This is a genomic window from Sinorhizobium fredii USDA 205 (genome assembly GCF_001461695.1).
GTDB lineage: Bacteria > Pseudomonadota > Alphaproteobacteria > Rhizobiales > Rhizobiaceae > Sinorhizobium > Sinorhizobium fredii.
The window spans coordinates 1-23695 of sequence record NZ_AUTC01000154.1 but is presented as its reverse complement, the minus strand read 5'-3'; the positions used below and the strand labels follow the sequence as shown (position 1 = coordinate 23695).

General features: G+C 64.0%; 20 protein-coding genes and 1 pseudogene. 12 read left to right on the top strand and 9 right to left on the bottom strand.

Annotated elements, in window-relative coordinates; genetic code table 11:
• The first annotated feature begins 50 nt into the window (after window positions 1-50).
• Entirely contained in the window at window positions 51-932 is an 882-nt protein-coding gene (locus N181_RS21510; protein ID WP_060563873.1) for a patatin-like phospholipase family protein, read from the top strand.
• A gap of 123 nt (window positions 933-1055) precedes the next feature.
• Here the strand turns inward: N181_RS21510 and N181_RS21505 are convergent, their stop codons facing one another.
• Complete coding sequence (locus N181_RS21505; RefSeq protein WP_037399519.1) at window positions 1056-2912, bottom strand: monovalent cation:proton antiporter-2 (CPA2) family protein; 1857 nt, start codon at window positions 2910-2912, stop codon at window positions 1056-1058.
• A 150-nt stretch (window positions 2913-3062) separates the two neighbouring features.
• Between N181_RS21505 and N181_RS21500 the strand changes: the two genes are divergently transcribed.
• The 6 genes from N181_RS21500 to lpxK all read left to right on the top strand — a co-directional run bounded on the left by N181_RS21500 (window position 3063) and on the right by lpxK (window position 8836).
• Window positions 3063-4409, top strand: a complete 1347-nt coding sequence (locus tag N181_RS21500) for a TldD/PmbA family protein (protein WP_037399518.1) — start codon at window positions 3063-3065, stop codon at window positions 4407-4409.
• Between the two features lie 64 nt (window positions 4410-4473).
• On the top strand, window positions 4474-5292 hold the full coding sequence (locus N181_RS21495) for a 3'(2'),5'-bisphosphate nucleotidase CysQ (RefSeq protein ID WP_014327503.1): 819 nt from the start codon (window positions 4474-4476) through the stop codon (window positions 5290-5292).
• Between the two features lie 58 nt (window positions 5293-5350).
• Window positions 5351-5587, top strand: a complete 237-nt coding sequence (locus tag N181_RS21490; protein ID WP_037399516.1) for a DUF4170 domain-containing protein — start codon at window positions 5351-5353, stop codon at window positions 5585-5587.
• A 33-nt stretch (window positions 5588-5620) separates the two neighbouring features.
• Entirely contained in the window at window positions 5621-6934 is a 1314-nt protein-coding gene (gene waaA, locus N181_RS21485) for a lipid IV(A) 3-deoxy-D-manno-octulosonic acid transferase (protein ID WP_037399514.1), read from the top strand.
• 19 nt (window positions 6935-6953) lie between these two features.
• Complete coding sequence (locus tag N181_RS21480; protein WP_014327506.1) at window positions 6954-7658, top strand: HAD family hydrolase; 705 nt, start codon at window positions 6954-6956, stop codon at window positions 7656-7658.
• 137 nt (window positions 7659-7795) lie between these two features.
• Window positions 7796-8836 (top strand): tetraacyldisaccharide 4'-kinase, encoded by a 1041-nt coding sequence (gene lpxK, locus N181_RS21475; protein WP_037399512.1) that lies wholly within the window; start codon window positions 7796-7798, stop codon window positions 8834-8836.
• Window positions 8837-8862: 26 nt separating this feature from the next.
• Here lpxK and N181_RS21470 read toward each other — a convergent pair whose 3' ends face one another.
• Together N181_RS21470 and mutL are read right to left on the bottom strand one after the other, a co-directional pair.
• A complete protein-coding gene (locus N181_RS21470) occupies window positions 8863-9096 on the bottom strand; it encodes a DUF2093 domain-containing protein (RefSeq protein ID WP_037399509.1) in 234 nt (77 codons plus the stop codon).
• Between the two features lie 96 nt (window positions 9097-9192).
• Complete coding sequence (gene mutL, locus N181_RS21465) at window positions 9193-11007, bottom strand: DNA mismatch repair endonuclease MutL (RefSeq protein WP_037399508.1); 1815 nt, start codon at window positions 11005-11007, stop codon at window positions 9193-9195.
• A gap of 370 nt (window positions 11008-11377) precedes the next feature.
• Here mutL and N181_RS21460 point away from each other — a divergent pair, with 370 nt between their 5' ends.
• Window positions 11378-13099 (top strand): response regulator, encoded by a 1722-nt coding sequence (locus N181_RS21460; protein WP_014327510.1) that lies wholly within the window; start codon window positions 11378-11380, stop codon window positions 13097-13099.
• A gap of 324 nt (window positions 13100-13423) precedes the next feature.
• Window positions 13424-14764: a putative bifunctional diguanylate cyclase/phosphodiesterase gene (locus N181_RS21455; RefSeq protein WP_037399507.1), complete on the top strand. Its 1341-nt coding sequence runs from the start codon at window positions 13424-13426 to the stop codon at window positions 14762-14764.
• 84 nt (window positions 14765-14848) lie between these two features.
• Here N181_RS21455 and N181_RS21450 read toward each other — a convergent pair whose 3' ends face one another.
• From N181_RS21450 to N181_RS21425, 6 genes are all read right to left on the bottom strand, one after another.
• Window positions 14849-15478 (bottom strand): PRC-barrel domain-containing protein, encoded by a 630-nt coding sequence (locus N181_RS21450; protein WP_014327512.1) that lies wholly within the window; start codon window positions 15476-15478, stop codon window positions 14849-14851.
• A 258-nt stretch (window positions 15479-15736) separates the two neighbouring features.
• Entirely contained in the window at window positions 15737-17461 is a 1725-nt protein-coding gene (locus N181_RS21445; protein ID WP_014327513.1) for an IlvD/Edd family dehydratase, read from the bottom strand.
• A gap of 127 nt (window positions 17462-17588) precedes the next feature.
• Entirely contained in the window at window positions 17589-18473 is an 885-nt protein-coding gene (locus N181_RS21440; protein ID WP_037399505.1) for an SMP-30/gluconolactonase/LRE family protein, read from the bottom strand.
• Window positions 18470-19108: a 2-dehydro-3-deoxy-6-phosphogalactonate aldolase gene (locus tag N181_RS21435; RefSeq protein ID WP_037399502.1), complete on the bottom strand. Its 639-nt coding sequence runs from the start codon at window positions 19106-19108 to the stop codon at window positions 18470-18472. The genes N181_RS21440 and N181_RS21435 overlap by 4 nt, the downstream gene beginning before the upstream one ends.
• 12 nt (window positions 19109-19120) lie before the next feature.
• Window positions 19121-20038 (bottom strand): 2-dehydro-3-deoxygalactonokinase, encoded by a 918-nt coding sequence (locus N181_RS21430; protein ID WP_037399499.1) that lies wholly within the window; start codon window positions 20036-20038, stop codon window positions 19121-19123.
• Window positions 20038-20808, bottom strand: coding sequence for an SDR family NAD(P)-dependent oxidoreductase (locus N181_RS21425; protein WP_037399498.1), 771 nt, complete (start codon window positions 20806-20808; stop codon window positions 20038-20040). The genes N181_RS21430 and N181_RS21425 overlap by 1 nt, the downstream gene beginning before the upstream one ends.
• 127 nt (window positions 20809-20935) lie before the next feature.
• On the opposite strand from N181_RS21425, the gene N181_RS21420 reads away from it, so the two are divergent.
• The 3 genes and pseudogenes from N181_RS21420 (at window position 20936) to N181_RS21410 (ending at window position 23601) form a co-directional block, all read left to right on the top strand.
• Entirely contained in the window at window positions 20936-21748 is an 813-nt protein-coding gene (locus tag N181_RS21420; protein ID WP_153451761.1) for an IclR family transcriptional regulator, read from the top strand.
• A gap of 201 nt (window positions 21749-21949) precedes the next feature.
• Window positions 21950-22690 carry a helix-turn-helix transcriptional regulator gene (locus tag N181_RS21415; RefSeq protein ID WP_014327519.1) on the top strand — a complete coding sequence of 247 codons (741 nt, stop codon included), beginning with the start codon at window positions 21950-21952 and terminating at the stop codon, window positions 22688-22690.
• A gap of 78 nt (window positions 22691-22768) precedes the next feature.
• Window positions 22769-23601: pseudogene (locus tag N181_RS21410) on the top strand (LuxR family transcriptional regulator).
• Window positions 23602-23695: the final 94 nt, after the last annotated feature.

Here is a 23695-nt window from a genome sequence, read left to right as displayed (position 1 = left end):
TCTGACTGAGGCACCGGCCGCAACGGGCGCGGACGGAACGGAGAGCATCGATGGAGCAGCACGTATCTGTACGGCGCGACCGGCCGGACACGGGTGAACCGACGATCGCCGTCGCGTTTGGTGGCGGCGGTGCGCGCGGCCTTGCCCATATCCACGTCATCGAGGCCTTGGACGAGATGGGCATCCGGCCCCTGGCGATTGCCGGCTCGTCGATCGGCGCCATCATGGGCGCGGGCATGGCGGCCGGCATGACCGGCCGGGAGATCCGAGACTACACGCTTGCGACCGTCGGCAATCGCGGCGAGGTGCTCAACCGCCTGTGGCAGCTCCGTCCGAACAGTCTGTCGGAGGCCGTATCGAGCGGCTTCCGCTTCGGGCAGTTCAACATCGAACGGGTGCTGAAGGCCTTTCTCCCCGAGGCGATCCCGTCGCGATTTTCAGACCTGCTGATACCGTTGAAAGTCACGGCGACCGATTATTACGGGCAAACCGAGCGCATCTGCGAAAGCGGCGACCTGCATAAGGCGATCGCCGCGTCCTGCGCGCTCCCGGCGATCTTCATGCCGGTGAAGATCGAGGGCCGCGTGATGATCGATGGCGGCATGTACAATCCGATTCCCTTCGACCACCTGCGTGCACTCGCCGACATCGTTGTCGCCGTCGACGTCGTCGGCGGTCCGGATGGCGACGGAAAGACGATACCGAGCCGCATCGACAGCCTATTCGGCGCGAGCCAGTTGATGATGCAGTCGATCATCGCCATGAAGATGAAGGCCGGCGCGCCGGATATTCTGCTCCGCCCTGATGTCGGCCGCTTCCGCGCCTTGGATTTCCTGCGCGCCCGGGAGGTGCTCGCCGCCACGGCCTCGACGAGTGACCAACTGAAGCGGGCACTCTCGGGGCGGATCGACCAATGGCAGGCGGGGCGCTGATCCGGCCCGACTACTGCGCCGTGCGTCTTTTCAGACGCACAAAGGTCCCTGTAGCACTTTGCTGCATGTTCTTGTCCTTAAATCGAATACGATTTAAGGAAACATGCAGTAGGGCGCTTTGGTTCAGTCGGCACTGGCCAGCGTGTCGGCTCGACCATCGTTGGCGGCCGGAAGCTGAGGTAGGATCCGCTCTTCCGTCTCCGCAGTGTGGTTGACGTCCCGTTTCGGCTTGACCAGCGGTTCCGGCCGCACCGGCTCCGAATGCAGCATGTCGCGGCCGGCCGTGATGCCTTCGGCCTCCTGCAGCACCAGCCGCGCCTCGTCGCGGCGGCGGATGTCGTCCATGATGGAGAGAGCTTCCTCGCCGCCGACGCCGAGCGCTTCGATCGTCTTGCGGCCGAACAGCAGGCCGGACTCAAACGTCTCGCGCAACTCGTACTCGACGCCCATGGCACGCAGTTCCAGCGTATGCAGCCGATCATAGGAACGGGCGAAGATGCGGGCGTTCGGATATTCCGCCTGGACGAGGCTGATGATCTTGTCCGTGATTTCCTTCTTCTGCGTGCAGACGGCGACGATCTTTGCCTTCTCGATGCCGGCCGCCCGCAAGACGTCGAGCCGCGTGCCGTCGCCGAAATAGATGCGGAATCCGAAGGTCGCGGCCTGGCGAACGCGAGCGGCGGAATGGTCGATGATCGTCACGTCGCGGCCGCCGGCCAAGAGAATCTGCGCGGCGATCTGGGCGAAGCGGGAAAAGCCGATCATCAGCACGTCGGCGCCGGCGCCTTCGAAATCCTCCTCGATCTCGTCGTCCATCTCCTCGTGTTCGCGCAACAGCCGCTTCGAAAGCAGCGCCGCAACGGGCGTCAATGCCATGGAAAGCGTGACGATCGCGACGAGCAGGGAGGCAACGCCTTGCGTGAAGACGCCCGCAACTGCGGCGGCCGTGAACAGCACGAAGCCGAATTCGCCACCCTGCGGCAGAAGCAGGCTGATGCGCACGGCATCATTGTGGTGAGAACCCGTGGCGCGGCAGAGCCCATAGAGAACAAGGCTCTTCACCGCCATGAGCACTGGCACGGCGGCGAGGATCAGCAGATAGTTCTCGGCGATGACATGGAGTTCGAGCGACAATCCGACTGCCATGAAGAACAGTGCCTGGAGGATACCGCGAAACGGTTCGATATCGGCTTCGAGTTCGTGGCGATACGAGGATTCCGCGAGCAGCACGCCGGCGAGAAAGGCGCCCATCGCCATCGAAAGGCCCGCCAACTGCATCATCGTCGCCGCTCCCATGACGACGAGCAGCGCTGCGGCGATCATGACGTCGCGGGCTCCGGTGCGGGCGATGACCTGGAAGAGGGGGTTGAGCAGGTAGCGGCCCGCCGCATAAAGCGCCGCGATGGCGGCGATCGCAATCGCGAAGTCTTCGAAGGCCGTTGTCGTGGCCTCGGGAGCGCGCGTCGCCATCAACGGGATCAAAGCGAGCAGCGGGACGATCGCCAGGTCCTGAAGCAGGAGGATGGAAAAGGCGCGCTGACCATAGCGCGTATTGGTATCGTTGTTTTCGTCGAGGATCTGCATGGCGAAAGCCGTCGACGAAAGCGCCAGGCCAAAGCCGGCAATGACGCTGGCTCTCCACTCGAGCAACCCGAAGAACGCGATGAGGAAGGACAGAACGACGCCTGTCACGACAACCTGCGCCGTGCCCAGGCCGAAAATGTCGCGCCGCATCTGCCACAGTCGTGACGGCTTCAGCTCTAGGCCGATGATGAACAGCAGGAAGACGACGCCGAGCTCCGATACGTGAAGGATCTCTTCGCCCTCGGTAATCGACTGGGCGACCGGCCCGATCACGATACCGGCGGCGAGATAACCGAGAATCGTCCCGAGTCCGAGGCGCTTGAACAGCGGCGCAGCTACGACGGCGCCGCCGAGCAGCATCAGCGCCTGGGTATAGAGGAGGGGAGTCGTCTGCATTGCTCGCGGCTTTCATCATGGAGGCTCTCGACGCCCCTTGGCGGGGGAAGCGAGGCGGTCTGTCATACTATGCGGAGAGGGGAATCATCATGATGCCCTTGATGCATGCTCCAGTGCACAATAAATGGGGCAGGAATGAAAGGCTTAATCATGTCCGAGACGATCGATTCCGCCATCCTCGAAAAGCGTGCCGCCGAACTCGTGGACCGCGCCCGCCAGGCCGGTGCGGAGGCTGCCGACGCGGTTGTCGTCCGTGGCCGCTCCCGCTCGGTGTCAGTGCGGCTCGGCAAGGTCGAGGCGACGGAAGCTTCCGAAAGCGACGATTTTTCGCTTCGGGTCTTCGTCGGGCGGCGCGTCGCCAGCGTCTCGGCCAATCCGGGCTTCGATCTGAAGATCCTGGCGGAGCGCGCAGTCGCGATGGCCAAGGCTTCGCCGGAGGACCCCTATGCCTCGCTCGCCGATCCCGATCGGTTGGCGAAGTCCTATCCGGACCTGGACCTCTTCGACGCGCGCGAGGTTTCGAGCGAAGCGCTGACCGAAGCGGCACTTGCGGCCGAGGCGGCGGCACTTTCGGTGTCCGGCGTGACCAATTCAAGCGGCGCCGGCGCTTCCGCTGGCATGGGCGGCCTCGTGCTGGTGACGTCGCATGGCTTCTCGGGCTCCTACATGGCGACCCGGTTCGGCCGCTCGGTCAGCGCCATCGCCGGCGAAGGCACCAAGATGGAGCGCGACTACGATTATGACAGCCGGCTCTATTTCGACGATCTGCGCGGCGCCGACGATATCGGACGCGTCGCCGGCGAACGGGCGGTGGCGCGCCTCAATCCGCGTCAGGTTCCTACCGCCAGGAACGTCACCGTCGTCTTCGATCCGCGCATGGCGCGCGGCTTCGTCGGTCATCTGGCGGGCGCCATCAACGGCGCGTCGGTGGCGCGCAAGACGAGTTTCCTGCGCGACATGATGGGCAAGCAGATCATGAAGGCAGGCATTGCCGTCACGGACGACCCGCTGATTGTGCGCGGCTCCTCCTCAAGGCCTTTCGACGGCGAAGGGGTCACCGGCTCGAAGCTCTCGATGGTTGAAGACGGCGTGCTCGCGCACTGGTTCCTCTCGACCTCCGCGGCACGGGAATTAGGGCTCGAGACCAATGGGCGGGGCGTGCGCGGTGGCCCGACCGTCAATCCGGCCTCGACCAACCTCGCCCTCGAGCCGGGGACGATTTCCCGCGACGATCTGATCCGCGGCGTCGGCACCGGATTCTACGTGACCGAGCTCATCGGCCAGGGGGTCAACATGGTGACCGGCGAATATAGCCGCGGCGCCTCCGGCTTCTGGATCGAGAACGGCGAGCTCACCTTCCCCGTGTCGGAAGTGACGATCGCTTCGAATCTCAAACAGATGTTCATGGCCTTGACGCCGGCCGACGACATCGACAGGAAGTTCGGCATCGCCGCACCGACACTTGCCATCGAAGGCATGACGCTTGCCGGAACCTGAGTGCGGGCGGTACGTTCCGCCAGATCGAAGCGCGTCGGCCCGTCCCCGCGTTTGAAGGAGTCGAATGTCAGAAGTAGCCCTCCAGAGCGCGCCCAGCTGGGACGAGGATCTCAAGCTCATCCTCGCCGCAGCGGTGGCCGCAGGCGATACGGCGCTCGGATACTTCCGGAAGACCGTCGACGTTCGCTGGAAGAATGAGGGCCGCTCCCCCGTGAGCGAGGCCGATCTCGCCGCGAACGACATCCTGAAGACGAGGCTGCTTGCCGCGCGGCCGGACTACGGCTGGCTCTCCGAGGAGACCGACGACGATGCGACGCGCCTTTCCCGCGACACCGTCTTCGTCGTCGATCCGATCGACGGCACGCGCGCCTTCATCTCCGGCAAGGACCTTTGGTGCGTCAGCGTCGCCGTCGTTCACCAGGGCCAGCCGACGGCCGGCGTGCTCTATGCGCCGGCTCTCGGCGAAATCTTCGAGGCGACCCTCGACGGCGAGGCACGAAAGAACGGCACGGCGATCTCGGTGCGTGACCCCGTGCCGGACGAGCGACTGCAGGTGGCGATGGCCGAAGACGTCGCCGGCAAGCTCGCCGCGCCCTATAGCGACAGGCTGGCGCGCGTGCCGCATATACCGTCGCTCGCCTATCGGCTGGCGATGATCGCCGACGGCCGCATCGACGGCACGATCGTCAAGAAGAACGCGCATGACTGGGATCTGGCCGCGGCCGACCTCATTCTGGCACGGGCAGGCGGAGCGCTCCGTGGCCTTGACGGCATGCCGCTGTCCTACAATCGCCCGATTGTCAGTCATGGAGTCCTGGGGGCCGGATCCGGTCTCGCTCTGCCGGCATTGCTGGCCGCCTCCAGGCCGTTCGACGCCCATTGACCTTTGGGTGCGAATGCCGCAAACCAACGCCGACGTTTCAAAGAACAATGGGAACACAATGGCTCAGAACACCGAGAAGAAGCAGCTCCTGCACCTTGTCTTCGGCGGCGAGTTGACGACGCTCACCGACGTGCAGTTCCGTGATCTCAACGACCTCGACATCGTCGGTATCTTCCCCGATTACGAGAGCGCCCATGTGGCGTGGAAGTCCAAGGCGCAGATGACCGTCGACAACGCCCATATGCGTTATTTCATCGTTCACATGCACCGGCTGCTCGATCCGGAAAATGATTGATGTCTTGGTAAGCGCGGGTAAGGGCGAGCGTTGATGAGCAGCCTGCGCGCACGGCTCGCGCTTTCCTCCTACCGTTGGCTCGGCACGGCGATCTACCCCTTCGTTGTGCCCTACCTGGCGGTGCGGGCGGCGAAGGGCAAGGAGGATCCGGCCCGGCGCCGCGAACGCTACGGCCATGCGAGTGCGCCGCGCCCGCCGGGGCCGCTCGTCTGGTTTCATGCCGCCAGTGTTGGCGAAACGGTTGCGGTCACCCCGCTGATCAAGGAAATCCGCCGCCGCGGCATCGCCGTGGTCCTGACCACGGGGACGACGACCTCGGCGCGCGTCGCCGCCGAGCGCCTGGGCACGGCCGTCATCCATCAATATGTGCCGCTCGATTTCAAGCCGGCGGTGAGCCGCTTCCTCGAATACTGGCAGCCGGATCTGGCGATCATCGCCGAATCGGAAATCTGGCCGATGACGATCATCGAACTCGGACGGCGCCACATTCCGCAGGTTCTGGTCAACGGGCGCCTTTCGGACCGCACCTTCGCCCGTTGGAAGAAGCGGCCGTCGCTTGCCGATGCGCTTTTCGAGAACCTTGCGCTCGTCATTGCCCAGTCCGATGTCGATGCGGAGCGTTTCCGCACGCTCGGCGCGCTGCCGGTGATGGTTTCTGGCAATCTCAAGGTCGACACCGACGCGCCGCCGCACGATCCGCAGGCGCTACGCGATTATTCCCAGCAGATCGGTTCGCGAAAGACCTGGGCGGCGATCTCCACCTTCGAGGGCGAGGAAGAGGCGGCCGGTGTCGTTCACCACGCCCTGAAGCAGCGCAACGGCCTGCTGACGATCGTCGTTCCGCGTCATCCCGAGCGCGGCGATGCCGTCGAGTCCGCATTGGCCGCCAAGGGGCTCAAGGTTGCGCGCCGGACGCGCGGCGACCGCCTGACGCCGGACGTCGATATTTTCCTCGGTGACACGATCGGCGAAATGGGACTCTATCTGCGGCTGACCGAGATTGCCTTCGTCGGCCGTTCGCTCTTTGCCGAGGGCGGACAGAACCCGCTGGAGCCCGCCATGCTCGGCTGCGCGGTGCTTTCGGGCGGCAATGTCCAGAATTTCCGCGAGACCTACCAGATGCTCGCCAAGAACGGCAGCGCCAAGATCGTCCGCGATGTCGAAATGCTGGCGAAGGGCGTCAACTACCTGCTCGGCAACGACGAGATGCGTCGTTCGATGATCGACGCCGGGCTTGAAACCGTGCAACAGATGCGAGGCGCACTGACGGCGACGATGAAGGGGCTCGAACCCTATATCAATCCGCTGGTGGTGAAGGCGCGGCTGGAGCCGCGCACGGAAAGCTGACAACATTTCGGATGGGACCATGGCTGCGGGCAACGGCATCGCCGGCATATTGTTCGACAAGGACGGCACGCTTCTCGACTACGTGAAGAGCTGGGTTCCCGTGAACTATGAACTGGCGCGCATCGCCGCCAGGGGAGACGAGAGTCTCGCAAGAGTTCTGCTCCAGGCCGGCGGCATGGATCCGGATTCGGGTCACGTCGCGCCCGACAGCCTGCTCGCCGCCGGCAACACCGTGGAGATTGCGACGGGCATGGTTGAAGCCGGTGCGCCGTTCACGGTCGAGGAATTGACGACGCTGTTCGACGGATTGTTTGCACAGTCCGCCGACTATGCGGTGCCGGTGACCGACCTTGGCGCCTTTTTCGCCGCACTGCATGCGAAGGGCTATCGTCTAGGCGTCGCTTCCAGCGACAACGAGCGCTCGATCCGGGAAACGGCGAAACGCTTCGGTTTTGAGGATTATCTGCACTATGTTGCCGGCTATGACAGCGGCTATGGCGTCAAGCCGCAGCCGGGCATGGTCCTCGGCTTCTGCGCGGCGACCGGGCTGACGCCCCGGCAGGTGGCGGTGGTCGGTGACAACAATCACGACATGCATATGGGCCGCAATGCCGGCGTCGGCATGACGGTTGCGGTTCTGACCGGTACCGGCTCGCGCCAGTCGCTGGCCGAGGCTTCCGACCACTGCCTGGCCGATATCACCGAGCTTGAAGCAGTCCTCTGACTCCGTTGACCCGCTTGCCTTTTTTCGCGTTCTGAAGTCTCTTGTGGCGTCGCCGGCCGGCGGTCGGCAGGAGCACGACCAGCAGCGCCTCGCGGCGCATGGAGCAGTAAGAGCCGCGGAGGCAAGAACACACGAAAATGGTTTCCGAAGCGCCTCCGTTCTGGTGGACAAAGGCCGATTGGCGCGCCTATGCGCTCTGGCCCTTCTCCTGGGTCTACGGCCGTGTCGCCGCAATCCGCATGGACCGGGCGCGTCGCGCCATGCCGCCCGTGCCGCTCATCTGCGTCGGCAACTTCACGGTCGGCGGGGCCGGCAAGACGCCGACGGCAATCGCGCTGGCGCAGGCCGCCAAGGCGCGGGGGCTGAAGCCGGGTTTCCTGAGCCGCGGTTATGGCGGCTCCCTGGACGTCACGACGGTCGTCGATCCCGGCCATCACCGGGCCCGGGACGTCGGCGACGAACCCCTGCTGCTGGCGCGGGAGGCCCTGACGGTCGTTTGCCGCCGTCGCGTCGACGGCGCCCGCAGGCTCGCCGCTGAGGGCGCCGACGTCATTATCATGGACGACGGCTTCCAGAGTGCCCGCCTTGCCTTCGATTTCGCGCTGCTGGTGATCGATTCCGTTCGCGGCATCGGCAATGGCCATCTGGTGCCGTCCGGCCCGGTCCGGGCCCCGATCTCCGATCAGCTTCGGCACGCCACGGCGCTGCTGAAGATCGGCCACGGACCGGCCGCCGATCGCCTGATCCGCCGGGCGGCGCGCGCCGGCAAGGCCATCTACGTCGCCGACACGGTGCGGCTCGATGGCGGGTCGCTGTCGGGCGTCAAGGTGCTGGCCTGGGCTGGCATTGCCGATCCGGAGAAGTTCTACCGGACGGTCCGCGAGGCAGGGGCGATCGTCGAGGAGACGCGCAGCTTTTCGGATCATCACCATTTTTCAGAGGATGAGATTGCCGATCTCATCGATCGCGCCGCCAGCCAGGGCTACACGCTGGTGACGACGGCCAAGGACATGGTCCGCCTCGAGCCCGGCCACGGGCGGGCCGCGGAGCTGGCCGCCAAAAGCAGGGTGATCGAAATCGAGGTGCGTTTCGACGATCCCTTGGCGCCCGCCAAGATCATCGACGCGACGCTTGCCGCGGCGCGGGCGCGCAAATTGCGGGCAAATGGGAAGGGCTGAAAGGCTCGAGTGGCAGTGCTGTCCGGTCAAGCCTGCTGCGTCGGCAGCGCCCCGGCGCGCCGTTCCGCTTCGAACGAGGCCGCCGCGTCGATGTAGGGCTCCTGCCGCACGACGCTCCAATAACGCAGCTCATCGACCGGAATGGCCTTGCCGGTCATGGCGCAGACGACATGCGAACCGGCCAGCACGATCTGAAAGTCGCCATCGAGATAACGGATTTTCGCTTCGCGAGAGGAATTTCCGTCAAGACGGTTCATCATTTTGCGTGCTAGCCTCGTCAATGCCTGTCACTTGATCTATCTCGCCCATCGCAAAAAGACCAGTGGAATTCCGAATCCGGCGCCTCAGGCACGTTTTCAACTCCGGCCAAAGAGCCGTTCTATATCGGCAAGCTTGAGCTCGATATAGGTCGGCCGGCCGTGGTTGCACTGCCCCGATCCGGGTGTCGCCTCCATCTGGCGGAGCAGCGCGTTCATCTCCTCCGGTCTCATCCGGCGACCGGAGCGGACGGAGCCATGGCACGCCATGGTCGCGGCGAGATAGTCGAGCCGCCCGGCGAGGCCATTGGCGGTGTCCCATTCGGCAAGTTCGTCGGCGAGCTGTCTGACAAGCCCTGCAGCGTCCATCTCGCCGAGCATCGCCGGTGTTTCGCGCACAGCGATCGCCCCAGGCCCGAAACGCTCGATCGAAAGTCCGAGCCGCAGGAATTCCTCCGCATGCGCCATCAGCCGGTCGCAGTCGTCCTCGGCGAGGTCGACGATCTCCGGGATGAGCAGCGCCTGTGCCGCTACAGGCCGCGAATGCAACGCCGTCCGCATCGCCTCGAAGACCAGACGTTCATGCGCGGCATGCTGGTCGACAATGACGAGACCGTCCTCGGTCTGGGCGACGATATAGTTCTCGTGGAGCTGGGCGCGTGCGGCACCGAGCGGGAAGGCGGACTCGATGGTGCCATGCGGCGCCGTCGCGGCGGTCGGTGCGGCGGTGCGTGCCGCCGGCTGCGCGAATTCCTGAAATGCCGCTTGCGGCGCCTCCGCAAAACCGCGGGCGGGCTCGTCAAACCGCATCGGCCGGTAGGGCGAGGCGGCGGCCGTCCAGGGCGCTTGCGCCCGCTGCGGTTCGGCGCGGTATGCTTCCGCGCGGAAGGCGCGCATCATTCCCTGGGCGCCGGTTGTCGCCGCCCGGTCGCCGCCGCGCGTCAAGGCCTCGCGGATCGCACCGATGATCAGACCGCGGATCAGCCCGGGATCGCGGAAGCGCACGTCCGATTTGGCCGGATGGACATTGACGTCGACGAGGGCGGGGTCGAGCGCAATGGAAAGCACGGCGATCGGATAGCGCCCCTGAGGAATGGTTTCGGCATAGGCGGCGCGGATAGCGGAGAGGATCAGCTTGTCCTGCACCGGCCGGCCGTTGACGAAGGCATATTGCTGCAGCGAGTTGCCGCGGTTGAAGGTCGGCACGCCGGCAAATCCGGTGAGCCGCGCCTCTTCGCGTTCCGCATCGATCTCGATGGCATTGTCGCGAAAGTCCTTGCCGAGCACCTGCGCCATGCGTGCCAGCCGATCGTCACCCGTCGCCGGAAACTCCAGGGTCGATCGATCCGAACCGGACAGCACGAACCGCACCTTCGGGAAGGCGATCGCCATGCGGCGGACCACTTCGGAAATGGCCGCGGCTTCGGCCTTTTCCGATTTCATGAACTTGAGCCGGGCCGGCGTGGCGAAGAAAAGGTCGCGCACCTCGACGACGGTCCCGACATTGGCGGGCGAGGGACGGACCGGCTCGGTCCTGCCGCCCGCCACCGAAATCGCCGCCCCCTCCTTGGCGCCTGCGGTTCGCGTGGTGATCGACAGGCGCGCCACCGATCCGATCGAGGGGAGCGCCTCGCCGCGGAAACCGAGCGTGCGGATGTCCGTGAGCGCGTCGTCGATCTTGGAGGTGCAATGCCGGCGGATCGCCAGTTCGAGATCGGCGGGCGACATGCCGCTGCCGTTGTCGGCTATCCGCAGCAGCGTCTTGCCGCCCCCGGCCGTCGCCACCTCGATCCTGGTTGCGCCGGCGTCAAGGGCATTTTCGATCAGTTCCTTGGCGGCGCTGGCGGGCCGCTCGATGACTTCACCGGCGGCGATCTGGTTGATGAGCGTTTCCGAGAGTTGCTTGATGGCCATGGTCCATCTTCCAGGATTCGGCGAAGGAGGGGAAGGGGCTTCCGCGCGCCCGCAGTCGGTGGGAGGCGCAGCCCGGCGCTCGTCGTGCGGCAGATCGGCAAATTTGGGAAGCCGGTTTAATTCGGCCTTAACGTTCTGCTGCGATTTTCCACAACAACCTGAATGATCACGGGTTTTGTTCTTTGGAGCACCGCGGCGTTGCTGGACGCTGCGCGAATCCCGCCCGAAGAGTGCCGTTACCGGCCAGCCAGCATGTCCCGAAACAAAACGCCGCTACGGCGCCGCGTCCAAACGCGAGGTCGCTGCAATACACAAAATTGCTGCATGGCCTTGCCAGGATCCGTGCAGCCGGCGAGACGAGGGCAGTGTAATGAACGATGTGGCGTCGGGCGGCGCGGACATCAGCAGGGCCGTTCTGGAGTCGAGTTGCGATGCGCTTGGCCTCGCATTGCTCGTCTGCGGGCGCGACGACACGATCCTCTATGCCAGCGCCTCGATGCTGCAATTCTTTCCTGTCCAGCCCCACCTGTTGAAGCCCGGCGCCCGGCTTCGCGATTTCCTCGGAGCGGTCTACGATACGGGCCTGCGACCCGGAACATTGCCCGAAAACAGCCGGCGCCGTGCAAATCGGGATGACTGGATCGCCGAGCAAATGGGCCTCCATTGGCGCGAGCGCTACGAAAACGTCGAGCGGGCTGGCCGCACGCGCTGGATCTGCCTGCGCAAGCGCCGGCTGTCGAGCGGCATCGGCATATTGTGGGTCAGCGACGTCTCCGATCAGAAGAAGCGAGAGGAACAGCTCCATACCGATCTGGAGCGCGTCGAACTCACAGAGCAGATCCTCGATGCCCAACCCAATCCCATCTGTGTCAAGGACCGTAATCTCAACTATATCGCCGCGAACAAGGCCTTCTGCGCCATTCACGACGTGGCGCCGGAGGCGATCCTCGGTCGTTCGGCCTGGGATGTCGTGGACGCCGAGCTTGCGGAACGTTTCGAGCAGTCGGATCGACATGTGCTGGCGACCGGTAGGCCGTATTCGGAGGCGGAGCACATCGTCCGCGCCGACGGCAGCGACCTGTGGGTCGTGACACGCAAGTACCGCGTCGGCGTGCCGGGGCGCCACTTCGTCGTCACCTGCATGAACGACGTGACCGACATAGCCGCGTGGTATGGCGCCGAAGAGGGCGGCAGCAATGCGGGGCTGCAGATCCACGACTACAGCATCTTCACGCCGGCCCAGAATTTTTACGATCCGTTCCGGGCGCTGAACGTCCAGCAGCTCGTCGACGCCGGTTCGATGATCGAGACGCTGCCGGCGCGCGGTCTGCGCGTGCTCTTGGCGACGGCGGACAGGGAAATGGAGGAACGGATCGTCGCCCGGCTGCGCGGTTCGGGCCTCGAGGCCTGCGCCGTGCGAAATCGGGAGGAGCTCGAGGCTTTTGCCGCCGCCGCCGGGGACTGCGGCGTGAAGCTCGATATTTTGGCGTTGGACACCGCATTGTCGGCCAGGGACGCCATCCTCGCCGGCTGGAAGACCTGCCCGGTGCTCGACGTCTCCTCGGGCGCGGACGCCACCACACTGCTCGGCGAGATCTTCAAGGCTTGCACCGACCGGCAACAGACGCGCTCGCAGTTTCCGCCAGCGGATTGGGAAGTCTCTTTTGAGGGGGATGCGGCGGCCCGGACAGGTGCACCCGAAATCGATGTGCTCGTCGCCGAGGACAATCAGATCAACCAGTTCGTTTTCGCACAGATACTGGACGGTCTCGGCGTCTCCTATCGGATTGCCGCGAACGGCCGGGAAGCAGTTGAACTCTGGCATGAGCTCCAGCCGTCTCTTGTTCTGATGGACATATCGATGCCGGTCATGAACGGCTTCGAAGCCGCAGTTGCCATTCGCGACGCGGAAAGCCGGACCGGGCGCCGCACGCCAATCATTGCGGTCACCGCGCAGGCCTTGGACATCGATCTTAAGCAGTGCGAGGCGTCCGGAATGGACGACCACATCATGAAGCCGATCAGTCCGGATATGATCGAAGCGCTGCTGCGCAAACATATGCGTGCCGCCACCGTGCGGCTGACGGCCTGATCGGCTGGCAGCGCTGGCGACGGGCCTCGGCACGATAGATTTGACGATCAGTCGATATAGGATTGTTAACCGCCGATTGTCATCGTTCGCTGCAAGGTTCCTTCATCGGCGCCACAACCGGGAGAAACAGCCCAGTCGTTGGAATTCTGCAGCAATCCTCGCGCCTCGAACGCGCGGTGCTGTCACTCCAAGGCTGCAAGAGTTGAGCATTACAGGAATGAGTACGTCGGCCAAGCAGCTGTTTCCCCGCTCGGACATCGGTCCCGACCGACGGGGCGTACTGTGTCCGGCACCGGCGCGCGCTCCGGCCGGGAGCGCACCGCAATGATGCTCGCCGAGCTTGCCAGCGACCGGCGCGGTCCGGACAGGCTGCCCTTCGTCGATCCGTTGACGGGCCTGGGCAATGCACAGCAATTGCGACACAGGGTCTGTGAGCTTGCCGCCGAGCGCGCCAGCGATCCCGCGCCGTTCACGATCGGGCTCGCCAATCTCGATGGCTTCAAGCCGATCAACGATCTTTTCGGGCCGGAGGCAGGCGATCGGATCCTTCGCCAGGTGGCGCAGAGATTGAGGGCCTGCGTTCCGGAAGGGGCGACGGTGATGCGCACGGCCGACGACGAGTTCGCCCTCGTGCTGCCGCTGGTCTTCGAGCGCAAGAGCGCCGAAAAGCTTGGCCAGATGCTGAAGGAAATCCTCTCTGCTCCCTTCGATCTCGGCGACCGCACCGTTCGGCTGTCCGCCTCGTTCGGCTTTGCCGTCTATCCCTTTGCCGGTGCCGAGTTCGAGGATCTTTTGAAAAGCGCCGACACGGCGCTTTACCGTTCGAAACGCCGCGGCCGCGGCCAGATCACGGTCTACTCGCAGGAGATCGCCCAGGAGATGAAGCGGGCGACGCAGCTTGAGCAGGCTTTGCGCAACGCGATCATTGCCGAAGAGATCGACGTCCACTTCCAGCCGATCGTCGACCTTCGCAGCGACGGCGTCGTTGGTTTCGAAGCGCTTGCCAGATGGTGTGATCCGGAGTTCGGCTACGTCTCGCCCTCCGTCTTCGTGCCACTGGCGGAGGAACGCGGCTTCATCGAGGCGCTCGCCGAAATGCTGCTGCGCAAAGCGGCACAGACGGCGCTTGCCTGGCCGAAGGAACTGTTTCTCTCCTTCAACCTGTCGTCGGCACAATTGATGGACCCGGCGACGAGCGGTCGCCTCTTGGCGATCGTCAATCAGGTCGGCCTCGACCCGCGCCGCCTGGAACTGGAGATCACCGAAACGGCCGTGATGGCGGATGCCGACGTGGCCCAGAAGATCGTCTCCGAACTACGAGCCGCCGGCGTGCGCGTGTCTCTCGACGATTTCGGCACCGGGCAATCGAGCCTCTGCCGGCTGCGTGATTTCTCCTTCGACAAGGTCAAGATCGACCGCGCCTTCGTCTCGCGGATTTCAGCCGATCGGGCCTCCGAACATATCGTCAGGGCGATCGTATCGATGTGCGAGGGCCTGGAACTCGAGGTCGTCGCGGAGGGCATCGAGGACATCTCCGAAGTGCTGAAGCTGAAAGCGCTCGGCTGCGGCATGGGACAGGGCTATTTCTACGGCAAGCCGGCCGATGCGGTCGCCACCTTGCGCTATCTCTCAGACCGTCACCGCGAAGTCGCTGTGGCGCGCTGACGGTCGCGCGCCCCGCAGTGTCCCAAGGACAAAATGAGAGCGGCGCCATTTGGCGCCGCTCCATTTCGTCGGCCTCAGACTTGCTTACTGCTGAGGTGCGGGTTCGACCGGTGCCGGCGCCGGGGTCGTGCCGGTAGCCGAGGTGGTCGACGTGTCAACCGGCTGGGCGGCATTCCGTTCCGCCATCAGCTGCGACTTCGTCTTGAATTCCGGCGCGCCCTTCAGAGAGTCCGCTGTTTCGGTCGTCGTCAGCTTCAGGGCATCCGAGTCGGGCTGTTCGGTGACTTCGATGCTTTCGAAGGGCACCGCAACGTTCTTCTCACCGATCCCGAGGAAGCCGCCGACTCCGACGACAGCAGCAGCGACACCGCCTTCCTTCTTGATGAGCAGGTCGTTGATTTCGCCGATGCTTTCGTCATTGGCGTTATAGACCGACTGACCGATATAGGTGTTGGCGGAGATCTGGTCTTCTGCCTGCTCGGTCAGATAACTGCCTTCGGCAGCAGCCGTATCCATCGTCTTGTCTGCCGGCGCCGGGGTCTGTGCCTGGTCAGCCGGAGCCGGAGCGGCCGGAGCTGCAGGCTCCATGGTCTGCGTCTCGGGGGCCGGGGCGGCGGGCGGCGTGGTGGTTTCCTGCGCGAAGCTCATCGGAGCTATGGCAACGCCCACGAGAAGCGCGCCTGCGGCAACGGAAGATATAAATTTGTCAGTCATATCAATCTGGCCTTTCGTTGACGTTGTCGGACAAGGCGCAGCCTCGGAGCTCCCGAATGCGCCGCGCCGGTGGTATTCAAGCAACGTCCGGCAGCCAAAACTGTTCCGGAAAAAATCAAAATCTAAAGCTGTTGGTTGTCTTTGCTTTTCGGAGCTGCAACTCAGCGGTACAGGGGCCAATTGGCAATCTCGGACGCAAAAAGAAACGCCGCGTGCCGAAATCGACACGCGGCGCGATGGATCTCGTAGCGCAGTCTTTCAGTGGCTCTCGCGAAGCACCTCGTCACCGCTCTTGCCGACGAGGAAATCGAGGTCGGCGCCCTTGTCGGCCTGCAGCACGGTGTCGTGATAGAGCTTGTAGTAGCCGCGCTGCCATTTCTGCTCCGGCGGCTGCCAGGCTGCCATGCGGCTTGCGAACTCTTCCTCGCTGATCAGGAGGTTCAATTCGCCCTTCATGGCGTCGAGCCGGATGCGGTCGCCGGTCTTGACGATCGCTAGCGGCCCACCGGCATTGGCTTCGGGGCTGACATGGAGGACGACCGTGCCGAAAGCGGTGCCGGACATGCGTGCATCCGAAATGCGCACCATGTCGCGTACCCCCTTTTCGACGAGCCGGCGCGGGATCGGCATGTTGCCGACCTCGGCCATGCCGGGATAGCCCTTCGGTCCGCAACCCTTCAGCACGAGGATCGTATCCTCGGTGACCGGCAGGTCCGGATCGTCGATCTTCGCCTTGAGGTCCTCGATCGTCTCGAAGACATAGGCCGGCCCTTCATGGGCAAGCAGGTGCTCGCTCGCCGCCGACGGCTTGATCACCGCGCCGTTCGGCGCGAGGTTGCCTTTCAGCACGCGGATGCCGGCGGCAGCCCGCAGCGGGTTGTCGAGCGGCCGGATGACGTCGTCGTTATAGACCTCGGCATCCTCCCAATATTTGCTGATCGGCACGCCGAACACCGTCGGCGCGTCGGCATGCATCAGGTGCTGGATGCGGTTCATCACCGCTGGCAGGCCGCCCGCATAGGCGAGGTCCTCGATCAGGTACTTGCCGGACGGCATGCAGTTGACGATGCAGGGCACCTGGCCGCCGATGCGGTCGAAATCTTCGAGACAGAGATCGATACCGGCTCGTCCGGCAATCGCCAGGAGGTGCACGACGGCGTTGGTCGAGCCGCCGACGGCGGCGTTGGCGACGATGCCGTTCTCGAAGTTCTTTCGCGTCAGGACCTTCGACAGCCGGAGATCCTCATGCACCATGTCGACGATCCGCTTGCCCGTCATGTGCGCCAGCGCCATGCGGCGCGCGTCGACCGCCGGCAGCGCCGCATTGGTCGGCAGCGAAAGCCCCATCGCCTCGACCACCGAGGCCATGGTGGTTGCGGTGCCCATCGTCATGCAGACGCCCGGCGAGCGCGACATGCCGCTTTCGGCCGCCATGAATTCCTGCAGGCTCATTTCACCGGCACGTACCGCCTCGGAGAACTTCCACACATCGGTGCCCGAACCGATGTCCTTGCCCTTCCATTTGCCGTTGAGCATCGGCCCGGACGAAACGACGATCGTAGGCAGGTCGACGGACGCCGCACCCATCAACTGGCCTGGAGTCGTCTTGTCGCAGCCGCCGAGCAGCACGACGCCGTCGATGCCGTAGGCGCGGATCGCCTCTTCCACGTCCATCGCCAGGAGATTGCGGAACAGCATGGCCGTCGGCCGCATCTGCGTTTCGCCGAGCGACGAGACGGGAAATTCGACCGGGAAGCCGCCCGCCTCCCACACGCCGCGCTTGACGCCCTCGGCGAGGATGCGCAGGTGGCTGTTGCACGGCGTCAGTTCGGACCAGGTGTTACAGATGCCGATGATCGGCCGGCCGTCGAAGACGTGATCCGGAAAGCCCTGGTTTTTCATCCAGGACCGGTGAATGAAGCCGTCCTTGTGCGTGCCGCCGTACCAGTGCCGGCTTCTCAGTTCTTTCTTCTTATCGCTCATCCGAGCACTCCCTTTCCATGCGCGATTCACCGCATGGATTAATTGTATGACTTTTTCTCGGCGCCGCCAGCATTTGTTCGAGATCGGTGCCGAATGAGAGGGCCGCCTTCCGACGGTACTGCGAATTCTAGAGTCGGAACGCCGGCTCGAAACGCCCCTTGACCTCCATGCCGAGCTCGAAGGTCTTGCCGGCATTGGGATCGGCCGAGCGTGCCGCGTCGTCGAGATCCTGCCATGCCGAGGTGACCAGCAGTCTGTCCGCCTTCGCGCCGATGAAGGCGGGGCAGCTCGGCTGTGTCGCCGGTACGGCATAGCGGGCGACCTTCTGGCCGTCGGGCTTGTATACCTCCACGGCGCCGGCACCCCAGCGGGCGTTCCAGATCAAACCGTCGGCATCGCAGACCGAGCCGTCGATCCCGCCCGGTGCCGCGCTCTGGTCGGAAAGAACGGTGGGATCGCCGGTCGGCAGCGCCGTTGCCGGGTCGATGGCGACACGCATCAGGTGATTGACGTCGGTGTCGGTGAAATAGGCGGTGGCGCCGTCCGGCGAAAAGCAGATGCCGTTCGGGATCGTGACGTTGCTGTAGAGCTTCGTTATCCGGTTGCCGGCAACATGATAGATCGCGCCCGCATGTTTCTCGGCCTTCCGTCCCATGGTGCCGATCCAGAGAGCGCCTGAGGGATGGACGCGGCCGTCATTGGAGCGGTTGCCCGGCTTGTCTTCGAGCGCCGCGAAGGGGCTGAGCTTGAAGCTTGCCGTGTCGCGGACAAAAAGCCCCTGGTCCGAGGCGATCAATTGCCGGCCGGGATCGATGGTGGCGAGCACGCTGCCGAGAAAGGGCAGCGGGTGAATGGTCTTGCGTCCGCTGTCGAGATGGAGCTCGTGCAGTTCCTGGCCTTTGATGTTGAACCACCAGGCGGTGTCGGTAGCGGGGTCATAGGTCGGGCCTTCGCCGAGTTCGGACGCGAAGTCGCAGATGATGCGACCGGAAAAGCCAACGAGGTCGGTCATTGCTGGCCTCCATAGACGGCATCATAGGCCGCCATCGTGGCAACCGCCCGCTGCCTGACATCCGCGGCGCTCATTCCCGGCTTGTAAAGGCTCGAGCCGAGGCCGAAGGCACGGACACCGATCTTTGCGTAGTCGCCGAAATTGGTCTCCGAGACGCCGCCGACGGCGGCAATTTCCAGATCGCCCGGAAGCACGGCGCGGATAGCCGCGATGCCGGATGGCCCGAGGACGCTCGCCGGGAAGAACTTCAGGCCGCTCGCGCCCGCCGCGGCGGCGGCGAGCGCTTCCGTCGGCGTGAAGACGCCGGGCATCGTCACCATGCCCTTGGCCGCGGCAAGCCGGATGACCGATAGCTCGACATTGGGGCTGACCATGAGGCGCCCGCCGACGTTGTCAAGCTGTTCGACGTCAGCCGTCGTCAACACCGTGCCGGCGCCGATAAGGCAATGGGCCGGCGCCATCTTCACCGCCGTTTCGATGGATCGGAAAGGGTCGGGCGAGTTCAGCGGGATCTCGATCGCCGTAAAGCCCGTTTCGATCAATGCGCCGACAACGCTTTCGGTCTCTTCCGGCTTCAACCCGCGCAGGATCGCGATCAGCGGATATTTCATCGTTGGCAGGGGAATGCGATTCATGATCTTCTTCCGTCAAAGGGGCCAAATGGCCTGGGCAGCGGCCGAAAGGCCGGCTCGTACCGCCTCATCGGCATCGACAAGCCGGACTGCGAGCCCCTGGCTTTCGAGCGCCGAGCGATAAAGAGCGCCAAGCCTTCCGGAACCAACGAGGCAAATGCCGTCCACCGAATCCACCGAGGCGAGCGCCCCGGCGATCTCCAGGCCGATCAGCGTGCCGGACAGGCGAGCTTTGGCGTCGGCGGCGCTCAGGCCATGGAGCAACTGGCCGGCCCGCACGGAGAACAGGAGGTTCGTCGCCAGTGCCGGCTTTTCCCGCGCCCGTGCGACGGCTTCGGCGAAGGCAGCACTGTCGGCGGCGATAACCTCCGCCTCCGCCACGGCATGGCTCAAGATCGTATGCTTCGAGATGACGTCGAACAATTCGCCGGTCATGAAGGTGGAAAAGCCGTCGACCGTCTGACCGGAAAGCCGGACCCACTTGCTGTGGGTGCCCGGCATGCACACGAGGTACCGGCCATCGTCGAGCATGCCGGCGGCACCGAGCAACTGCGTCTCCTCTCCACGCATGACATCCGCATGCCGGTCGTCGCGCTGCGCCAGGCCCGGCAGGATGCGGATATCGCGATCCACGTCCGGAACGGCGATCGCATGTCCCGCAATGGCACCGAGCGTTGCCGGCGTTTCGAGATAGCCCGCTTCCCTCCAGCCCTGGCGCGCGCCCGCCATTCCGCAGATGATGATCGGCAGGTGGTGAGGTGCCGAAACGGCGGCCAGATGACTGTCAATGACCGCATGGAAACCTGTTTTTGCCGCGCTCGTCATGCCTTCCGCACTGCGGCGCTCGGCAAGCGCCGACCCGTCCTCTCCGATGATCCACAATCGGAAGCTCGAGGTTCCCCAGTCCACCGCGGCATAATAGCCTGCAGTCATCAAAACACGCCTCCATCGATGATCATGGTCTGTGCCGTCATCGCCCCCGAGCAGTCCGACGCCAGGAAGAGGCAGGGGCCAACAAGATCCTGGGCGGCCAGGACGCGTTTCAGGCACTGTCTCTCCTGCATCCGGGCGATCGAATCTTCCGTCAGCCAGAGCCGCCTCTGCCGTTCAGTGACGATCATGCCGGGCAGGATGGCATTGACGCGGATATTGTCCGGCCCGAGCTTTCCGGCGAGCGACTTGGTAAGCCCGATTATACCTGCCTTCGCCGTCGCGTAGGCAGGTATTTCGGGCATGTTCAGCTTGAAGGCGATCGACGAGAAATTGATGATCGAGCCGCCGCCCGCTTGTCGCATGTGCGGCGCGATCGCCTGGGAGAGGAAGAAGAAATGGCTGAGATTGACTGCCAGGCCATCATCCCAGCTTTCCTTGGTCACCGCCTCGAGCGGCTGCCGGTCGTCCCGTGCGGCATTGTTGACCAGCACCCGAATGGGGCCGAGCGCCGCGACGGCGGCGTCCGCGGCGCTTCTTGTCTGCTCGACGTCCGTGAGATCGGCATGAATGAATTCGGGCCTTTGCCCCGTTTCGGCGGCGAGCCTGTCTGCGAGCGTTCGGCTCGCCTCATCGGCAATATCGATGAAGGCGACGCGCGCCCCCTGCCGCAGAAAGCCGTCGACCAGGGCGGCTCCGATGCCGGATCCGCCGCCGGTAACCAGCACGCCGCGATCGCGCAAGTCGGGAAACTGACTGCTTGGCGGCGTCATGGATCAGGCCTCTCCTCTTTGGCGAGTTGGAGATGTTCCATTATGTGGAACAACGCTTTATTTTCTGGAATTATCGCGCCAGAGCGTTTACCCTGTCAAGGCAGGAAGCGGGCGAAAGCGGGTGAAAATGGACGGGAAGAATGTGACCGATCTGGAAAGCGAAGGGCCGGGGACCGGCACGCTGGGGAAGGCGATGGCGGTCCTCGAGGCCGTCGCGACGGCCGATCGGCCCCAGCGCTTCACCGACATCCTTCAATCCGTCGGCCAGCCGCGCGGCACGCTGCATCGGCTGCTCGGCCATCTGGTCGATGAAGGCCTGCTTGTGCAGCGAGGCGATCTTTCCTACGAGCCCGGGCTGCGCCTCTTGAAGCTTGCCTATCGCTCCTGGTCCGGTAATCAGTTTCGCGACATCGCCGAACCGCACCTGCTGCGTCTGCATGAAATGACCGGCGAGACCGTTCATCTCGGCATATTGCGCGAGACCGAGATCATCTATGTCGACAAGGTCGAAAGCCGTCAGACGGTGCGCATGAGTTCGCAGATCGGCAAGGCCTCGCCGGCCTATTGCACGGGGATCGGCAAGGCTGCCCTGTCCTCGCTTGCTCAGGGCGAACTGGAACGAATCGCCGCGAAGACGCAGTTCGTCGCGTTCACCGAGCGCACGCATCGCTCGGCCATGTCGCTGCTTGGCGAAATTGAGGAGATTCGCCGCGAAGGGCATGCTTTCGACCGGGAGGAGCATGAAGCCGAAATCTGTTGTGTGGCAGCATCGATCGTCGTCCCGGAACATGAACTGGTTGCCGGCGTATCGGTGACCGGGCCTTCCTATCGCGTCACCATGACGCAATTGGCGGCTTGGGCCGCGGATGTGCGCAACGCCGCGGCGAAGATCGAAGAGGAGGCAAGAATCCGTTTGGGGCCGGGGCGGGGCGGCCGCTAGCATTGCTTTACGGTAAATTAGAAGTTTCGACTGGACGTGAAGACTATAGATCGCTAGCTTCAACTTTCCAGACCCGCCTCCACGACTGGTTGCAGGCCCGCGCGGGATCTGGTCCTTGGCGAAAGCGCTAAGAGCGGTTTATGACGGTGAACCAGCCTGACTCGCAACGGAGCGAGCAAGCTGCGGGAGGCGAGCGGAACGATGATGGATTTCAACGCGGACATTACCTCACTGGTCCTTCCCAACGGCCGCTCGATCAATGGCGCGATTGGCACGGAAGATGATGTCAAGCGCGCGCTCGACCAGATTTCGGACGCTTTCGGATTTCGCGGCTTCATGGTGCTGGCCATTCCGGATTCCGGTTGCCACAGCTTGGCCGCGCAGGCGCTGCTCACGTCTTGGCCGGTGGAATTCCTGCGGCGCTATGACAGCGCCGGCCTGATCGAGGGAAGCCCCGTGATCCAGCGGCTGCGCCGGAGCACCATCCCCTTCACCTATGATGCGCATCTCCTGGCGCGCAGGCGCGCGGACGGCAAGGGCGAGGCCGCGATCAGCGTCTTCGAGCAGGCCGGTATGCCGCGCGGCCTTTATCTGCCGGTTCACGACGCAAAGGGAGGCCGCGCCGCGATTGCCTTCGGCGGTGACAGGGAGGTGGTTTCGAACGACGAAATGCAGGCGCTCAATTTCTGGGCAGGGCTCCTTTATAGCCGGCTTTCGGAAGTCAGGACGGGCGACAGGCGCCGACCGGGCAGCCTTTCGCGGCGCGAGATCGAATGTCTGCGCTGGGCCGCGGCCGGGAAGACGACCGTGGAAATGGCGCGAATCATGGCGCTTTCCGAATACACGGTGAACCATTACCTGAACCGGGCGACCCGCAAGCTCGATTCGGTCAACCGGGTTCAGACGGTCGCCAAGGCGATGCGGGCCGGCCTTATCAATTAGTAGAACAAGCCTCGCTGCGGCCCGCCGAGCGTCCGGCCGCGCGAAGCGAAATACACAGCCTTTTGCCGCCGGCGGGAGATCATTGCCGATCACCTGTTGGCAATCATGCGCGGCTCAGGCTATTTGATACATGATGAATGTCATGGAACGCTTGAATGCAAGATACGATGACGACCGGGATGACTGACGTCGAACTACCCCGGGGCGGTGATTTCGCGTCTGAGATCGCAAGGCTGGAGACTCAGTTCGATATCATCCGCTATATGCGGCGGATTACGCATATTTTCGGCTTCAAGACGTTCCTCATCTGCTCGATCCCGCCGATCGACATGGAGCGGCTCTCCGCCGCCACCGTTATTTCCAATATGCCGGCCGAACTTCTCAACAAATACGACAGCCTGTCGATGCTGCGCTTCAGCACGGGCGTTCGTCGGTTGAGGGAGACCACCATGCCCTTCCAGATCACGCTTGAAGATTGGGAGAGCGAGGGTGGCAAGCCGGATTCCGCCGCGGATTACATTGTGATGCTGCGCGAGAACGGCATCTACCAGGCCAACTACTTCCCGGTCCATGACGCCGAGGGCGGCCGCGGTGCGGTCATTCTGATGGGTCCGGAGGCCGATTTGCCGATGACCGCGGCGATGGAACTGCAGATGATCGCAATCCACGTCTACAACCGTCTCGCCGAGATCGGATCCGTCTGGAAGAGCAGCAGCACAACACTCTCGGAGCGGGAAATCCAGTGCCTGAGTTGGACGGCCGCCGGCAAGACCAGTGCTGAGATTGCGGGAATCCTCGGCCTCTCCGAGCATACCGTCAATCACTATCTCAACCACGTCACCAAGAAGCTCGACGCCGTCAACCGCACGCAGGCAGTCGTGAAGGCGATGAAGAAGGGCTATATCAGCTAGCCCCTGCCGGCCCCAGGCAGTTGCTCAATCGCAGCCACGGTGCTGTGCCTAGAGCCTTTGCTGGTTAAATTGAAGCATTCTGTGGAGTGCGCCC

Excerpts from the sequence above, each read along its gene's own strand:
- N181_RS21430 (WP_037399499.1), bottom strand. The coding sequence starts at position 20,038 with ATGACTGCAGGCTATTATGCCGCGGTGGACTGGGGAACCTCGAGCTTC.
- N181_RS21435 (WP_037399502.1), bottom strand. The coding sequence starts at position 19,108 with ATGAATCGCATTCCCCTGCCAACGATGAAATATCCGCTGATCGCGATC.
- N181_RS21425 (WP_037399498.1), bottom strand. The coding sequence starts at position 20,808 with ATGACGCCGCCAAGCAGTCAGTTTCCCGACTTGCGCGATCGCGGCGTG.
- N181_RS21455 (WP_037399507.1), top strand. The coding sequence starts at position 13,424 with ATGATGCTCGCCGAGCTTGCCAGCGACCGGCGCGGTCCGGACAGGCTG.
- N181_RS21460 (WP_014327510.1), top strand. The coding sequence starts at position 11,378 with ATGAACGATGTGGCGTCGGGCGGCGCGGACATCAGCAGGGCCGTTCTG.
- N181_RS21420 (WP_153451761.1), top strand. The coding sequence starts at position 20,936 with ATGGACGGGAAGAATGTGACCGATCTGGAAAGCGAAGGGCCGGGGACC.
- N181_RS21470 (WP_037399509.1), bottom strand. The coding sequence starts at position 9,096 with ATGATGAACCGTCTTGACGGAAATTCCTCTCGCGAAGCGAAAATCCGT.
- N181_RS21505 (WP_037399519.1), bottom strand. The coding sequence starts at position 2,912 with ATGCAGACGACTCCCCTCCTCTATACCCAGGCGCTGATGCTGCTCGGC.
- N181_RS21490 (WP_037399516.1), top strand. The coding sequence starts at position 5,351 with ATGGCTCAGAACACCGAGAAGAAGCAGCTCCTGCACCTTGTCTTCGGC.
- N181_RS21445 (WP_014327513.1), bottom strand. The coding sequence starts at position 17,461 with ATGAGCGATAAGAAGAAAGAACTGAGAAGCCGGCACTGGTACGGCGGC.
- lpxK (WP_037399512.1), top strand. The coding sequence starts at position 7,796 with ATGGTTTCCGAAGCGCCTCCGTTCTGGTGGACAAAGGCCGATTGGCGC.
- N181_RS21440 (WP_037399505.1), bottom strand. The coding sequence starts at position 18,473 with ATGACCGACCTCGTTGGCTTTTCCGGTCGCATCATCTGCGACTTCGCG.
- mutL (WP_037399508.1), bottom strand. The coding sequence starts at position 11,007 with ATGGCCATCAAGCAACTCTCGGAAACGCTCATCAACCAGATCGCCGCC.
- waaA (WP_037399514.1), top strand. The coding sequence starts at position 5,621 with ATGAGCAGCCTGCGCGCACGGCTCGCGCTTTCCTCCTACCGTTGGCTC.
- N181_RS21510 (WP_060563873.1), top strand. The coding sequence starts at position 51 with ATGGAGCAGCACGTATCTGTACGGCGCGACCGGCCGGACACGGGTGAA.
- N181_RS21415 (WP_014327519.1), top strand. The coding sequence starts at position 21,950 with ATGATGGATTTCAACGCGGACATTACCTCACTGGTCCTTCCCAACGGC.
- N181_RS21480 (WP_014327506.1), top strand. The coding sequence starts at position 6,954 with ATGGCTGCGGGCAACGGCATCGCCGGCATATTGTTCGACAAGGACGGC.
- N181_RS21500 (WP_037399518.1), top strand. The coding sequence starts at position 3,063 with ATGTCCGAGACGATCGATTCCGCCATCCTCGAAAAGCGTGCCGCCGAA.
- N181_RS21495 (WP_014327503.1), top strand. The coding sequence starts at position 4,474 with ATGTCAGAAGTAGCCCTCCAGAGCGCGCCCAGCTGGGACGAGGATCTC.
- N181_RS21450 (WP_014327512.1), bottom strand. The coding sequence starts at position 15,478 with ATGACTGACAAATTTATATCTTCCGTTGCCGCAGGCGCGCTTCTCGTG.